The organism is Priestia sp. FW507-14D1A, from assembly GCF_058781295.1.
In genome coordinates, this window is sequence record NZ_JBYSWQ010000001.1 from 353,147 (window position 1) to 366,671 (window position 13,525).

Below are 13,525 nucleotides of genomic sequence, written 5' to 3' on the forward strand. Positions count from 1 at the left end.
CTTTGTCCCTCCTTATTTCTCATTTAAAAATGGCTTTTAATTTTTTTCGTCCGCGCGACAGCCGGTTATATAAATTGCTGATAGTGGTCTGCTGTTTTTCAGCAATTTGCTTCAGCTCAACTTCCTGTAAGTAATACGCTTTAAACAGCTCGCGGTCTCCTTCACTTAAGTGATCTAAAAGTTCTTTCACGTCGTCTGTTTGAATGTTATGAACTTCTGACGTTTCACCCACTCCCGCTTCGCCAAGCGATTCGTGCTGCGTTTTTATGTATTTGCGCTGATAGTCAATGGCTTTGTACTTTGCAATAGCCGCAACCCAGTTTTTAAACGTATTTTTCTCCGAATCAAAGCGGTGAATATGATGCCATACCGCTAATAATACGTCGTTTATACACTCTTCTTCATAGCTTTTTAACGTGCCTAAATGTTTGCGTACAATGGCCGTAATTAACCCTCCGTACTGATCAATTAACAGCTCCAGCCCTTTTTCTTTTTTACGCATTATACTCGCAACAATCCAGTCATCTTCCATGACGTTGCTCCTTTCCGCTTGCTTTTACATCTATTAATACGGATTCTTTTTACAAAACCTATCAATCTTCCTAAATTAAATGAAAAATAAGCTTGTTCAGTATTTCTCTCGCTGGTAAAATAAGCTAAAACCTTTGAAGGAGGCCGCTATGATCACCTATCCTTTTCTTACATCCAACCCAACCATCGGCATAACCGCACCTTCTTCTGGTGTACCTCAAGCTCTTCATTCCATGTTTTCTTTATCGTGTGAACGCATGAAAGAAAAAGGCTTTTCTGTTATACCGGGCGAAACCGTGTGGACGCAGCATAAAGCAAAATCCGCTTCTCCTAAAAAACGTGCAAATGAGCTTCAAGCCATGATTGCTGATGAAAACATCGATATCATTATTCCTCCTTGGGGAGGCGAGCTGCTAATTGAAATTCTTGAACATCTAGACTTTACAAAATGGACAGCAAAATGGGTGCTTGGCTATTCTGACACCAGCGTTCTTTTGCTGGCTATTACACTTAACACCGGGATTGCAACGGCTCATGGAACCAACTTTGTGGACTTGCGAGGAGAATACTGGGATCCAACGACTGCCATGTGGCAGCAGGTGCTGACGACCCAAAAAGGAGAAAGCGTGGCTCAAGTTTCTTCTGATCACTATCAAAAAGAATGGCAGCATGACAACCCGTCACCATGCGTGTTTCATTTAACCGAACAAACCGCTTGGAAGCATACGGAGTCAAGCGACGTGCACATCAAAGGGCGTCTTCTCGGAGGATGTATTGACGTGATCAGGCACTTAGCGGGAACTCCTTTTGGAGATGTAAAAACGTTTCGAGAAAAACATATTCCTTCAGAACCGGTGATTTGGTACTTTGACAACTGTGAACTCACGACCGCTGACCTTCGCCGTTCACTTTTTCAGCTTAAGCTAGCGGGCTGGTTTGATAACTGCTCAGGTATTTTATTCGGCAGAAGCAGCGCTAATAAGCCCGTTGATTCCTACACCGCTGAAGACGTGTATCATGACCTTGCCTCTGATTTACATATTCCAGTTATCTATGACATCGACTGCGGCCACCTCCCTCCTCAGCTCACGCTTATTAACGGCGCGTATGCTCGTGTTAACGTAAAGAAAAATAAAGGCACAGTCGTTCAATACTTTACGTAAAAAAAGAAGCTTGTATAAAAGTAGTTTGATTAAAGGAAGATCCGAACGAACTTGATTTTTGATGGAGAATCAAATTCGTTCGGTTTTTTTTATGGGTATGGTGAACGTAGGCTTGTTTCATATATGCAGGTGTTTCTAGTGGTTGATTGGAGGGCAAGACGAAGACTCCTGCGGGAAAAGCGGGACAGGTGAGACCCCGCAGGAGCACACGCGACGAGGAGGCTCACCGCCCGCCCGCGGAAAGCGAAGTCTTGCACGGAAATCAACAGCGGTTTATTTCGTTATGTCTAAATCTTATTTTACATATCTGTCATCAGTAATATAAACGTCCCAAATAAGAAAAAAGTTGCACCAAACCACGAGTGGTAGTGCTCTTTTTGCTTTCTTGCAAACTTCCATTCTTCGAAACCTCGAATTACGTAGAGGAGAAAAAAGAAAAGAAACATAAAAACCGAGGTGTAGGCTGGAGGTATAACGAAGACGAGCACTAAAAACGAAGCAAGCATCACCATTTCAATTGTGACAAACAGCGGACTCCTTCCTTTAAAACTTCTCCAATAGCTTTTTTTCATCTTTGTATGGAGCTTTTTTCGCATGACAAGATCCAGAAAGATATAAACAACTGCCAGAATGAGCAAATACACAAGCGTCATTTTCATTCCTCCTTCCGATCGAAAATATCCTTATACTTCCATCTTAAAGAACTTTCCACAAATTTCAAGCGTCTAAAAAATCTTTACACAACTTATTAGTGCAAGCATTCATATATTCAAAAATCGCTAATATATTGACTAATGTACAGGTTGAATTCTCTGTATAAACTCACCTAGAGGGGGACATCAAGTTATGAGAATAAAAGAAGTGAAGCAAGGTGCACTCGCAGCGCTGAAAAACCGCTGGGGATTTGCCGTACTGCTTACGTTCGTTACGTATCTAATTGCTGCCGGGATTCCAGGACTTATTGACTTTTTAATCAACGGATTTCCAAGCGGGTCTGAAACCGAATACTCTCAGTCTACCTTAGCTAATATTGTATCCCTGCTGCTCGTACCGCTCTTTTTCTCTTACTACTGGGTACTACTGCGTCTGGTGCGAGGAGAAAGTGTACGTGTAGGAAACGTGTTTGATTCATTTTCATCTGCAGGATTATATTTTAGAACACTCGGACTTTACTTGCTAACGATTATTTATACCGTGCTATGGAGCATTTTATTAATCATTCCCGGCATCATCAAAAGTCTTGCCTATTCACAGGCTTACTACGTATTCCGCGATAACCCCGATTATTCAGTCAACCAGTCTATTACTGAAAGCAGACGATTAATGAACGGCTACAAGTGGACCTACTTTTTACTTGTTTTAAGCTTTATCGGCTGGGGAATTTTAAGTATCATCACGCTTGGCATTGGGTTATTATGGCTCGTTCCGTATGTAACGACTTCGCTTGGCGTATTTTATGAAAAGCTAAAAGCAAACGAAACTGAAGTTGCTGAATAAACGAAAAACCGTATTCGAGTTGCGAATACGGTTTTTTTATGGATAGCTTTACGCTGCCTGGTCTCCTCCATCAGAGGGCTTTAACTTTTGATTCTTCGCTTTTTTATTCACTAAATAAATACTGATAATAATAAGCACCAGACCTACAAGAAGTGACGACGTAAACGGTTCGTCTAAAAAGAGTGTGCCGATGACAATTGAAATAATCGGAACAAGAAAATTAAAGGACGCCACTTTGCTGGCCTCTCCTCTACTGATTAAATAAAAATAAATGAGCCACGCAACGGCAACGGAAAACAGTGCTAAAAATAAAAGCAGCAGCATAGATGATGAATTCCACACCATATGAGACCATCCTTCCACTCCGCTTCCGGCTGCTGTCATAACCACTCCGCCGACAAGACTTTGAACGGTAATAAGCCAAATGCCATCTACACTGTCGCTAATACGCTTGATATAAACGGTTCCAATCGCCCAGCTCAGTGCCGTAAGGACAGCTAAAAGAATTCCAACGGCTGAAGCATTAGCAGATAATTCTCCCGTGCTGATGGTAGCTACACCTACAAAGCCAAGAAGCAAACCCCCTATCTTCACAGCGTTCATGCTTTCGCCAATCCACGTCCATGCAATGATGCCGATGAGCACCGGCTGCAAGTAGACAATCACGCTGAAGACCCCTGCTGGCATAAACATAAGTCCAATCGTTTGCAGACCGTAGAATAAGATTGAATTAAATAGACCTGACACCATATATTTACGCCAGTTCTGCTTCCAGTGAAGCTGTTTGTATCTTGGCAGTGCGACTGCTAATAAGATGATTCCCGCACTTAATGACCGCAGTCCAGATAACAAAATAGGCGATGAATAGCCAAGTGCCAGCTTCGACATCGGCCACGTTAATCCCCAAATCAATACGAGAGCAGCTAAAAGAATTCCATTAATAAAAGATGATGACTGTTTCATACAACAACCACTCCTACCTATATGAATGTAAATGACTCACGCGTTCATTCCTCCTTGTATACTACGCTTCTTTTTTGCTCACTTCAATTGCACGCTCTTAATGTACTTCATGTATAGCAGTTATAGTAACTGAGTTTCTACTATGACAGCTTATCTTTCTTCTCTATGTGCTCATCCAGAAAAAATAAAGTGCATCGCTAGTGAAGATATCACTTTTTATCTATAGCTTTTATACATCCTAAAAGCCTTGAAGCCATTCAGCTGCTGGGTTTCTGCTCCCCTTTTTCATTTAGCTTACATATTTTCTAATAAATCTATGAATCTCCTAAACATTTCTACCTAGATAAATTGTCAGAATTATTACAGAGAAGGTGACAATTCTACTTATATCGCCCTTTAATATTAAAACTATGTTACAAAATGTCGTAATTTGGAATTAGATGTTTACTTTTCCTGTCAGGATTGATAGACTCACACTTGTGAATAAAACAAGTTATGGAAAGGGAGAAAGAACATGCTAAAGAAAGCAAATCGTACAGTTATGAATATGGGGTTAGCAGCATTACTTGTTCCCGCTGCCCTAACATTTAGCACAACTTCAGCAAGTGCTAATGACGGAGGCGCTGCACCAGCACCCGTACAAGAAAAGGTAACGCCAAGCGTACCTCAACAACAAGCAACTACTACTACTAATCAAAAAGTCATCGTAAACGTGAGTGCGTTAAATATTCGTCAAGGAGCTAGCTTTTCATCTCCAGTCGTTGGAACTGCAACACAAGGTCAAGAGTTTGCTATTTTAAAAGAAGCAAACGGCTTAGTTGAAATTGCACCAAACAAATGGATTTCAAAAAGCTCAAGCTACGTAACAATTGCATCAGGTAAACCAAGCGCAAGCCAAGTAAAAGGTGTAAGCACATCAACTCCTTCTACTTCTACAGCATCTGCATCTACATCTGCAGCACAAGAAACTAGCACACCAGCACCTGCTCCAACAACAAGCACGGCTTCTGGAAGCACAGTAAATGTTGCACGTAGTTTAGTAGGATCACCTTACCAATGGGCAGGAAACACACCAAGCGGTTTTGATTGCTCAGGCTTTATCGCATACGTGTTCAACCATAGCGGTCACAGCATTTCACGTACAAGCGTAGCCAACTACTGGAACATGGCGACAAAAATTTCGTCTCCACAACCAGGCGATCTAGTATTCTTCCAAAACACATACACAAGCGGCCCATCTCACATGGGAATCTACATCGGAAACGGCCAAATGATTCATGCTGGTTCACATGGTGTAGCTGTAGCTGACCTAGATGTTTCTTATTATCAAGATCATTTCTTAGGATACGGACGCTTCTAAGAAAAAAATGCCCTCTAATCGTTAGATACGTTCTAACGATTAGAGGGCATTTACTTTTTATCGCTGCGCGACGGAAAGCGCCTTTTCAATGCGCGTTTGAAATTTATGCTTCCAGTCTTCAGCCAGCTCAGCCACTTCTAAAGCCCGCTGCATTCCTTCTACATCTTTTGAGCGATGGAAATATAAATCAAGCGTAAACCAAACGGATACTTGGTTTGGATGAGCTTCAATCAATTTCACTTCCGCATCTTGCGTAATCGTACCTTCTTTCAGCACGCGGCAAAGATAGCCGGTATAGCTTGTCTCAATCATTCGTTTTAAAATCCCTTTAACTCCCGTTCTCTTTGTAATTGTGTCGCATGGATTTCGACCTTGCGTCACTTGAATAACGGCGTCTCCTACTTGATAAACGTCTCCAATGCATACTTCTTTTTCAAGCATGCCTGCAACAACAAGATTTTCTCCAAACGCAGACATGGGGAGCTCCGTATCAAACTCTTCGTTCCATTTCTTATAGTGCTCATACGGATATACGCACACCGCACGATCCGGACCGCCGTGATACTTTAAGTTCGCTACGCCGTCACCTTGAAACCCTTCTTTTGCTAAAAACGTTTCGTCTACTTGCTTCTTGCATATGCCTGTACGCATTTCTTTATCAGGACTGTAAGCCATTTGTTCAGGCATTCCGGTTGCTAAATGAATTATTTTACGTTCATTCATTTGTACCTCTCCCTTCCCCTTTTTCCCTTACTAATTACGTCATATTTTACCACATTTTAAAGATGGCGTTCTTATCTTTTGTGTATCCCACTAAAATCTTGGCAATATCATGAAAGTTTAAAAAATATTTCACAATTATATTAAAAATATCTTCATTTCCTCTTTTTCTTTTGTTCGAAATGATTTAAGATAGTAGAGGCTGTCGAAATATAAGTTATTATGTCAGCTCTGCATGTTTCTTTACATAATAGCACATAGTAAATATTATTTTACAAACACGTCATTTTTTACAATGGCCTAAAAAATTTTGCCCATTTTTAACAAAATTGGCGTAAAAGTTCCGTTTTTGTATAAAATAGAGGCCGATTTACATAGTCATTTCTATGCACGTCCCTCTTTTATAAATATAGAATACATGTAAGGAGAAAAGTAAATGTCAATTTTAATGGGAATTATCGGGATTGTAATTATCTTAGCAGTTGCATTCCTCATGTCGAACGACAGGAAACTTATCAACTATAAAGGCATCGCAGTTATGCTGGTTATCCAGCTTGCTATCTCTGCTTTTATGATGAATACATCGATTGGTCGCAAGGTGCTTGACTTTATCACAAGTGTATTTACAAAGATCTTATCATTTGGTAACGACGGAATTTCGTTCGTGTTTGGAGATCTTGCAGGAAAAGGCATTTTCTTTATCCAAACGTTAGTTATGATTGTATTCGTTTCAGCATTATTAAGTATTTTAAACTACTCTCGTATTTTACCCTTTGGGATCAAATATATCGGAGGACTTGTTTCAAAAATTACCGGACTTCCTCAAATTGAAAGCTTCACAGCCGTGAACGCAATGATTTTCGGTGATACAACGGCGCTAATTGCGGTGAAAAACCACATCGGGGGTTTAACACCAAACCGTTTATTTATCGTTACAACAACGTCTTTAGTATCCGTTTCTTGTTCGATTCTAGGCGCGTACATGCAGATGATTCCGGCGGAATACGTCTTAATTGCCCTTCCGCTAAACGTATTCTCTGGCTTAATCGTTTCTTCTATCGTTGCACCAGTAAAAGTAGAAGATGAAAACGAAGTGGATATCAAAGCACCTGCTAAGCAAGGCACGCTGTTTGAAGCAATCGGCGACGGAGCACTAGACGGCGGACGGGTTGCGTTAATCGTAGCAGCGATGCTTGTAACGTACGTTGGTCTTTTAGCATTAGTGAACTATGTATTAAACGGCGTCATCGGATTAACGGTTCAAGACATTTTAGGCTATATCTTCTACCCAATTGCCTTTATCATGGGTATTCCGGCAGATGAACTAATGAAAGCCGGCGGCGTAATGGGAACAAAAGTAGTAGCAAACGAATTCGTTGCTATGCTTGACTTCCAAAAAATGATGCCTCACCTTTCTGAAAAAACAGTCGGGATCGTATCAGCTTACTTAATCTCATTTGCCAACTTCAGCTCAATCGGTATCGTTCTTGGTACGATCCAAGCAATCAACGGTGAACAAGCTTCACGCGTTGCGAAGTTCGGCTTGAAGATGCTGTTAGTCGCTACAATGGGCTCGATTTTAACAGGTATTATGGTTGGATTGTTTATTTAATGGAAAAGCACTCACTTGCGGTGAGTGCTTTTTTGTTGGGGCTGGTTCTTTTGGGGTTATAGCTGGAGCGTTTCTACAATGTTGAAATTCATTAAATATCTCTGTTGACATACTCCGAGTTATCGGCACTATTATCAAATGCTTTTTATCTTCATTCTAATAACATTTAAATTAGTTTTACATAATGGATTAAAGCAATATTTCTTATCCAATAAAAAGACAGCTTGCTTTATCAGCAAACTGTCTTTTTTTGTAATGACCCGTCCGGGATTCGAACCCGTGTTACCTTTTTAAAAGGACAATTTCTCGACCACTCGATCAACGGACCAGATAAAATTATAAAATGGCAGAGAAGAAGGGATTCGAACCCTCGCACCGTGTTAACGATCTACTCCCTTAGCAGGGGAGCCCCTTGAGCCACTTGGGTACTTCTCTGTATGGATCTCCCACTGAGATACTATGGAATAATAGCAGGCCTAAGTGGGCTTGACACCGACCTTACGCTTATCAGACTTGGGCTCTACCAAAATGAGCTGCTTCCCGTTTATGGCGCGCCCGAGAGGAGTCGAACCCCTAACCTTTTGATCCGTAGTCAAACGCTCTATCCAATTGAGCTACGGGCGCTTCCTAAAATGGTGCGGATGAAGGGACTTGAACCCCCACGTCATAAGACACTAGATCCTAAGTCTAGCGCGTCTGCCAATTCCGCCACATCCGCATGTGAAAAATGGTTGCGGGGACAGGATTTGAACCTGCGACCTTCGGGTTATGAGCCCGACGAGCTACCGAACTGCTCCACCCCGCGATAATAATAAAGAGACAATGGAAGAGGAAGAGGGATTCGAACCCCCGCGGGCTTTGACACCCCTGTCGGTTTTCAAGACCGATCCCTTCAGCCAGACTTGGGTATTCCTCCATATTTCAGATTCAATGGTGGACCTTGTAGGACTCGAACCTACGACCGGACGGTTATGAGCCGTCTGCTCTAACCAGCTGAGCTAAAGGTCCTTTCTAAGTTCTCTCTTAGAATGTGGACTAGTAATTTAATAATTAATATCTGTTTCGCTACCAACAAAAATTATTTTACCTTATAATTTCGCAGAAGTCAACATCTATGTAAATTGTGTTTTAATACTTAATTTTGCAATTATTAAGTAGGAACATACACCTAAATAAAAAAACTCTGTAACAAGAATCATGATTCTTGTTACAGAGCTTATTTTTATAAAAAGGTTTGCGTAATCGCATTTTCTAAATCTCTTGTAGAAGATTTTAGGTATCGTTTTGTAACATTCACATCAGAATGGCCTGCTAATTCGGCAACTGTTGCAATATCTATCCCTTCCTTAACTAACTCATGACAGAAAGTATGGCGTAATTTATGAGGATTTACATTATATTTTTTTAACATGTACTGAACCGTACGTGCAGACATTCTTCTATCAAAATTAGAGACAAATAAAGCTTCATGATTAGAATCAAGTGAATCAATATATTTCTTTAAACTATTTCTTGCTTCTGTAGAAAGAGGAACAAGTCGCTTTTTAGATCCTTTAGCATTACGGATAATTAAAAAACCGTCAGATTTGTTAATCTTTACGTCTTTATGATTCAAAGCACAAATCTCTGATACTCGAATCCCTGTATGTAATAAAGTATATACAATAGCAATATCACGAAGGTTTCCCTGTTGCTTTACTTCAGATAAAAGGCGCTCACGCTCACTTGCTTCTAATGACTCTGGTACAACCTCGTTATTTTTCTCTTTTTGTTTACGTTCAATATTTTGAACAATTTCTGGTTTTTCAAGAAAGCGTGCAAAAACGCTAATTGTGACAAAAGCTTTTTCTATAGTCGACGCACTTTTATTATTAGATTCAAGGTTAATCATATAAGTTTGGACATTATTTCTTGTTACTTGCTCTAAATGTCTACCTTCACTTAGAAGCCATTCATGAAATTGGTTTAGCACTGCTCGATAGGTTTTAATCGTATTATCAGATTTGCCTGATTCTATTAACCATTGGCTAAAGTCATCAATCAACGGAATAACTTCTAGGCTATTTTTGTTCACTCTAAATCCTCCTACATGTACTAATAAATTACATAAAACATAACATTTAATTTCGTAGAAATCAATTTAAACGAAATTAATATACAAAAAAACAGCCCATCATTGATATGATGGGCTGTTTTTTTGCCTGACAACGTCCTACTCTCACGAGGACAAAGTCCCCACTACCATTGGCGCTAGAGAACTTAACTTCCGTGTTCGATATGGGAACGGGTGTGACCTCTCTGCTATCGCCACCAGACCTATTAAAGATAGTTTTCTTAACACTAAATAAAAATTGCTAAGTAAAAAACACCGTGCACCCGTCATTGACATGATCAAATAAGCGTTACTTGTACAGTTAGCTCGACCGGGCTGTGCTGCAACACACAGAAGAATCTACTTATGGCTGCTTCCTTCCGGACCTGACCATGTTCATAGGTTTCTGTTGTGCAGGACCTAGTTGTCAACACCACTTGTCCAAGTCAGACCTTACCTGACTCATACCTCTGTTAGGAATTAAACCCTGCTAAGGCGGATTGCAGGTTACAGGGCACCGCCATCTCCCCGTCTAGCACGGTATGTATAGTTAAGGGATTCCCACCTATGTCGTCCTCCCAATCTGTTTTGTGAACCCGCGATCTCGCAGGTGGGTTTCCGCATATTAACGTTCCAGCGATCCTGTGTCAAAGACAGGCATGGCATCAGTCAACAAATGTAGGAATCCCAAATAAACAGTACGGTTCAAAACAAATAGGGCATAACGTGCATCGTAGGATAAGTATTTAATGTGTTTATTGATGATATAGATTATCCTACAATAAAATTTCGTAGAAGTCAACATAAACGAAAAAATAACTCCTAACCCTCAATGTTTTCTTATTTGCTTGATTTTCTGTTGTTGGGAAGGGAGTCCTTTGAAAGGTGGAAGTTATAAGGAGTGGTGTTTCATTATATTGAGTCCTCCACTTAAAAGTGAAGTTCATTACGATTAGATTTTTATACCTCCTTGATCTGACAACACTTTTCTGATGCGGTTATTTTTCTTCTTATCCTATGGGAGAAAAATAAAAAAGCCTACATAAAACGGCTTTTTTATTCTAAGAGTAAATTATTGTTCTGTTAGTTCAGTTATAGAAACACTTCGCTTACTATTTGGTTCATCCAGGTTATGAATTGTAGCTACCCCATTTTGTTGGTCTACATGCTCAATGTAAATGCTTTTCCCGTTATGTATGACATTGGCCATGTCCACTGAATCGGCAATTTCTTGTGCTCTTTGTGCATCCATCTTTATCTAGCCTCCTTTTTATTTATGACAGTGAAAGTATTTGTTTTTAATTAATTTTTATGCATTTAATTCCTCTATATAAAACCAACTTAAACTTTTCAACTGAGACATGAAGCAGTAAAAAAGCTATCTCATTCATAATTTGAGATAGCTTTTCATTTTATTATTCAGTTTAATCTTCTTCTGGAATCTTAATTAAAATGGCTATAGCTATTGTTGCCAAAAATATAACCCCTAAAGTTAGCAATAGACTCGTACTCATATGCCTCATCTACCCTTCTCTCTTCATCCCTATGATTCCATTTTAGCAGAGGAAATTAGGTAATAAAACTGGAAATGATAGCGTTTTACTAAAAATTTTATACATGTTAAAATAATGTAGTTGTTTTAACTCAACCAACGTATTCAACTTTTTGCTTGAATAGAGCAAGCTACCTCTTTCCTATTTTGGGGTAGCTCTTTTTTTATCGTGATAAAATAAAATGTTGTTTTGGATCTATTTCTTCCTACCTTCGGTTTACATTCGTTATTTACGAATCTGTTCAATCTTTTCTTCTGTAAGCTCCGTTAATTCAGATATTGTTTGATTATCCATACCTTTTTGCAGCATTCTTAATGCTACTCTCTTAATAGCTCTTTTTTCTCCTTGCTTTTCAGCTTTTTTTAATGTCAATGTTTCATCTACTTGGAATTCCTGTTTTACTTCATAAGTCATTAACATTTGTGGATCCTCAGTTACACGTGCCCATTCATTCATCGCATTTTTCAACGTTTGATCTTTCTCCATTACAACTTCCTCCAAAAATGAGTAAAATCTTCATCTCTTGACACATTAAACAACAATAATTGTTTTACTAATTATGTGTCCTTTTTACGATACTATTCTCACTTATTCCAAAATCAAATTAATCCCATAAAGCTTGTCCGTCCACCCTAAAACTAAAAAAGAGTAATTACTGCATTAGGTGAGGTGTAAGTAGTAATGTAAGGTGTGCTCGGTTGTTTATATGCCGGGGTTAGCTTGGTGATCAATAGGGTTTTGATTCAGAAGCAACTAACAAATTATTTAATTTATATGTTTTTTCTTATAGTTGCACATATTAAAAACAATACTAAATGAAAGCGAGATGAGATAAGTAATGTCAAAACAAGGGACACAGAAAAAGAATCAAACAAGAGAGCAAGTAGAGAAGCAAGATAAAAGAAATGATGTTGAATTAGGCAATGAATTTCAAACTGGCAACACAAGTTCCCAGAGCCAGAAAAAAAGTGGACGCCAAGTAAATAAAAAATAAATTTAACCTTTCGAGGATAATAAAAAACCTCCGTTCAAATTTATGACTTGAACGGAGGTTTCTTTTATAGAGTGAAGAAGACTTATATGGAAAATAGGCACCAAGCTAAAGAGAATGGGATTAATTTTGCTTTACTTACTTTCATTAATAGTAGAGATATTAATAGAAAACTCCTCAAAACTTACTTGTCCCAAGGCAAACTTCATACTTTCAACAAATATACGTTCATTTTTAGTTAGTTCACGCTTTGCTTCCTTTTCAATCCATTCATGCTCAACGTCTAAAACATCTAAAACATGCTTTTGTTTTGAAAAAGCCTCATAGTATCTTAATCCAAATTTTCTTTGAGAGACAGCATCAATATGAATGCCATCTGGATTTGCTGTTAAGCCTTTTGAGGTTACAAAATAACAATTTTTTTCAGTGTGGGCGACTTTAGATAATATCTCGTTAATTTGTTTATATTCTACAGCGCTTTTTCCAAATCCGACGTCTCCAAGGTAATGTCCCAACTCACCGATAATAATCGGGATATCTGGTGCATTCAATTCTTCTCTCACATGTTTAAATAACGAAAGCACTTTGTCTTCATACGTCTTATAACGTTCTCCGTAACTGTCGCTTTCTCCCTGATGCCACAGAATTCCCACTAACTCACTTGTTTCCATTGCGAATTTCGCTTCAGAAATCGCGTGTCTTGTTAATAGTCCGTCAATTGTCCACTCATCAATTGAGCTTCCTCCCTCGGCACATGGTATTAACCCAATGGACTCGCCAGGATGATCCTCTGTCCAAGCTTGAGCAAAAGAGGCTGCCGGCCCAACACCAGATATGTGACGATCAAAATTAAGTGGTTCTGCCATCGTTTGCCATCTACCGTTTCTCAACATATGTATATGCTCATTGTAAATCGGCGGTACATCCTCAATAAATCCTCTGCCTGCCATATTTGATTGTCCAATTAACAATACAGATTTCATAGAAATACCTTCTTTCTCTTCCATGTTGATTACTTTTTTCTAAATTACTCGTGGTTATAC

The 13,525-nt window shown here is 39.3% G+C and carries 14 protein-coding genes, 6 tRNA genes, 1 rRNA gene and 2 other RNA genes; 6 read left to right on the forward strand and 17 right to left on the reverse strand.

Annotation, left to right across the window (positions count from 1 at the left end; all coding sequences use genetic code 11):
* Window positions 1–19: 19 nt before the first annotated feature.
* Window positions 20–532, reverse strand: a complete 513-nt coding sequence (locus AC3WJG_RS02135; protein ID WP_337134294.1) for a sigma-70 family RNA polymerase sigma factor — start codon at window positions 530–532, stop codon at window positions 20–22.
* A 148-nt stretch (window positions 533–680) separates the two neighbouring features.
* On the opposite strand from AC3WJG_RS02135, the gene AC3WJG_RS02140 reads away from it, so the two are divergent.
* Both AC3WJG_RS02140 and AC3WJG_RS02145 read left to right on the forward strand, forming a co-directional pair.
* Complete coding sequence (locus AC3WJG_RS02140) at window positions 681–1,694, forward strand: S66 family peptidase (protein ID WP_337134295.1); 1,014 nt, start codon at window positions 681–683, stop codon at window positions 1,692–1,694.
* Window positions 1,695–1,836: 142 nt separating this feature from the next.
* The gene (locus AC3WJG_RS02145; RefSeq protein WP_102813861.1) at window positions 1,837–2,019 is read left to right on the forward strand and encodes a hypothetical protein; all 183 of its coding nucleotides are present in this window, start codon (window positions 1,837–1,839) and stop codon (window positions 2,017–2,019) included.
* On the opposite strand, the gene AC3WJG_RS02150 is transcribed toward AC3WJG_RS02145, so the two are convergent.
* Window positions 1,994–2,347 carry a DUF4181 domain-containing protein gene (locus AC3WJG_RS02150; RefSeq protein ID WP_102813860.1) on the reverse strand — a complete coding sequence of 118 codons (354 nt, stop codon included), beginning with the start codon at window positions 2,345–2,347 and terminating at the stop codon, window positions 1,994–1,996. The two genes, AC3WJG_RS02145 and AC3WJG_RS02150, sit on opposite strands and share 26 nt — an antisense overlap.
* A gap of 193 nt (window positions 2,348–2,540) precedes the next feature.
* On the opposite strand from AC3WJG_RS02150, the gene AC3WJG_RS02155 reads away from it, so the two are divergent.
* Window positions 2,541–3,191 (forward strand): DUF975 family protein, encoded by a 651-nt coding sequence (locus AC3WJG_RS02155; RefSeq protein WP_013058258.1) that lies wholly within the window; start codon window positions 2,541–2,543, stop codon window positions 3,189–3,191.
* 48 nt (window positions 3,192–3,239) lie between these two features.
* Here the strand turns inward: AC3WJG_RS02155 and AC3WJG_RS02160 are convergent, their stop codons facing one another.
* Entirely contained in the window at window positions 3,240–4,154 is a 915-nt protein-coding gene (locus AC3WJG_RS02160) for a DMT family transporter (RefSeq protein ID WP_102813859.1), read from the reverse strand.
* 514 nt (window positions 4,155–4,668) lie between these two features.
* Between AC3WJG_RS02160 and AC3WJG_RS02165 the strand changes: the two genes are divergently transcribed.
* On the forward strand, window positions 4,669–5,514 hold the full coding sequence (locus AC3WJG_RS02165) for a C40 family peptidase (RefSeq protein WP_043981056.1): 846 nt from the start codon (window positions 4,669–4,671) through the stop codon (window positions 5,512–5,514).
* Between the two features lie 57 nt (window positions 5,515–5,571).
* On the opposite strand, the gene AC3WJG_RS02170 is transcribed toward AC3WJG_RS02165, so the two are convergent.
* Window positions 5,572–6,237, reverse strand: coding sequence for an MOSC domain-containing protein (locus AC3WJG_RS02170; RefSeq protein WP_098432485.1), 666 nt, complete (start codon window positions 6,235–6,237; stop codon window positions 5,572–5,574).
* 433 nt (window positions 6,238–6,670) lie between these two features.
* On the opposite strand from AC3WJG_RS02170, the gene AC3WJG_RS02175 reads away from it, so the two are divergent.
* Window positions 6,671–7,846, forward strand: coding sequence for a NupC/NupG family nucleoside CNT transporter (locus AC3WJG_RS02175; RefSeq protein WP_028409543.1), 1,176 nt, complete (start codon window positions 6,671–6,673; stop codon window positions 7,844–7,846).
* Between the two features lie 344 nt (window positions 7,847–8,190).
* On the opposite strand, the gene AC3WJG_RS02180 is transcribed toward AC3WJG_RS02175, so the two are convergent.
* The 12 genes from AC3WJG_RS02180 to AC3WJG_RS02235 form a co-directional block, all read right to left on the reverse strand.
* Window positions 8,191–8,281: transfer RNA gene (locus tag AC3WJG_RS02180), tRNA-Ser, on the reverse strand.
* Window positions 8,282–8,393: 112 nt separating this feature from the next.
* Window positions 8,394–8,470 (reverse strand) — tRNA-Arg (locus tag AC3WJG_RS02185).
* A gap of 9 nt (window positions 8,471–8,479) precedes the next feature.
* Window positions 8,480–8,564 (reverse strand) — tRNA-Leu (locus AC3WJG_RS02190).
* Between the two features lie 10 nt (window positions 8,565–8,574).
* Window positions 8,575–8,651: transfer RNA gene (locus AC3WJG_RS02195), tRNA-Met, on the reverse strand.
* A gap of 18 nt (window positions 8,652–8,669) precedes the next feature.
* Window positions 8,670–8,762, reverse strand: a tRNA-Ser gene (locus tag AC3WJG_RS02200).
* Window positions 8,763–8,777: 15 nt separating this feature from the next.
* A tRNA-Ile gene (locus tag AC3WJG_RS02205) sits at window positions 8,778–8,854 on the reverse strand.
* A gap of 214 nt (window positions 8,855–9,068) precedes the next feature.
* The gene (locus AC3WJG_RS02210; protein ID WP_337134296.1) at window positions 9,069–9,920 is read right to left on the reverse strand and encodes a tyrosine-type recombinase/integrase; all 852 of its coding nucleotides are present in this window, start codon (window positions 9,918–9,920) and stop codon (window positions 9,069–9,071) included.
* Window positions 9,921–10,045: 125 nt separating this feature from the next.
* Window positions 10,046–10,161: ribosomal RNA gene (gene rrf, locus AC3WJG_RS02215) — 5S ribosomal RNA — on the reverse strand.
* Window positions 10,162–10,214: 53 nt separating this feature from the next.
* Window positions 10,215–10,479: signal recognition particle sRNA large type (ffs, locus tag AC3WJG_RS02220), an RNA gene on the reverse strand.
* A gap of 13 nt (window positions 10,480–10,492) precedes the next feature.
* A non-coding RNA gene (gene ssrS / locus AC3WJG_RS02225) (6S RNA) lies at window positions 10,493–10,681 on the reverse strand.
* Window positions 10,682–11,010: 329 nt separating this feature from the next.
* Window positions 11,011–11,190, reverse strand: a complete 180-nt coding sequence (locus AC3WJG_RS02230) for a small acid-soluble spore protein H (protein WP_337134297.1) — start codon at window positions 11,188–11,190, stop codon at window positions 11,011–11,013.
* Between the two features lie 526 nt (window positions 11,191–11,716).
* Entirely contained in the window at window positions 11,717–11,977 is a 261-nt protein-coding gene (locus AC3WJG_RS02235; protein WP_337134298.1) for an Rpn/YhgA-type helix-turn-helix domain-containing protein, read from the reverse strand.
* 352 nt (window positions 11,978–12,329) lie between these two features.
* On the opposite strand from AC3WJG_RS02235, the gene AC3WJG_RS02240 reads away from it, so the two are divergent.
* Window positions 12,330–12,485 carry a hypothetical protein gene (locus AC3WJG_RS02240; protein WP_176524009.1) on the forward strand — a complete coding sequence of 52 codons (156 nt, stop codon included), beginning with the start codon at window positions 12,330–12,332 and terminating at the stop codon, window positions 12,483–12,485.
* A gap of 131 nt (window positions 12,486–12,616) precedes the next feature.
* On the opposite strand, the gene AC3WJG_RS02245 is transcribed toward AC3WJG_RS02240, so the two are convergent.
* The gene (locus AC3WJG_RS02245) at window positions 12,617–13,465 is read right to left on the reverse strand and encodes a sialate O-acetylesterase (protein WP_337134310.1); all 849 of its coding nucleotides are present in this window, start codon (window positions 13,463–13,465) and stop codon (window positions 12,617–12,619) included.
* Window positions 13,466–13,525 lie beyond the last annotated feature (60 nt).

What these genes read in the sequence shown, in the direction of transcription:
- AC3WJG_RS02165 (WP_043981056.1), top strand. Translation starts at nt 4,669, where the DNA reads ATGCTAAAGAAAGCAAATCGTACAGTTATGAATATGGGGTTAGCAGCA.
- AC3WJG_RS02155 (WP_013058258.1), top strand. Translation starts at nt 2,541, where the DNA reads ATGAGAATAAAAGAAGTGAAGCAAGGTGCACTCGCAGCGCTGAAAAAC.
- AC3WJG_RS02245 (WP_337134310.1), bottom strand. Translation starts at nt 13,465, where the DNA reads ATGAAATCTGTATTGTTAATTGGACAATCAAATATGGCAGGCAGAGGA.
- AC3WJG_RS02135 (WP_337134294.1), bottom strand. Translation starts at nt 532, where the DNA reads ATGGAAGATGACTGGATTGTTGCGAGTATAATGCGTAAAAAAGAAAAA.
- AC3WJG_RS02240 (WP_176524009.1), top strand. Translation starts at nt 12,330, where the DNA reads ATGTCAAAACAAGGGACACAGAAAAAGAATCAAACAAGAGAGCAAGTA.
- AC3WJG_RS02175 (WP_028409543.1), top strand. Translation starts at nt 6,671, where the DNA reads ATGTCAATTTTAATGGGAATTATCGGGATTGTAATTATCTTAGCAGTT.
- AC3WJG_RS02160 (WP_102813859.1), bottom strand. Translation starts at nt 4,154, where the DNA reads ATGAAACAGTCATCATCTTTTATTAATGGAATTCTTTTAGCTGCTCTC.
- AC3WJG_RS02230 (WP_337134297.1), bottom strand. Translation starts at nt 11,190, where the DNA reads ATGGATGCACAAAGAGCACAAGAAATTGCCGATTCAGTGGACATGGCC.
- AC3WJG_RS02170 (WP_098432485.1), bottom strand. Translation starts at nt 6,237, where the DNA reads ATGAATGAACGTAAAATAATTCATTTAGCAACCGGAATGCCTGAACAA.
- AC3WJG_RS02235 (WP_337134298.1), bottom strand. Translation starts at nt 11,977, where the DNA reads ATGGAGAAAGATCAAACGTTGAAAAATGCGATGAATGAATGGGCACGT.
- AC3WJG_RS02140 (WP_337134295.1), top strand. Translation starts at nt 681, where the DNA reads ATGATCACCTATCCTTTTCTTACATCCAACCCAACCATCGGCATAACC.
- AC3WJG_RS02150 (WP_102813860.1), bottom strand. Translation starts at nt 2,347, where the DNA reads ATGACGCTTGTGTATTTGCTCATTCTGGCAGTTGTTTATATCTTTCTG.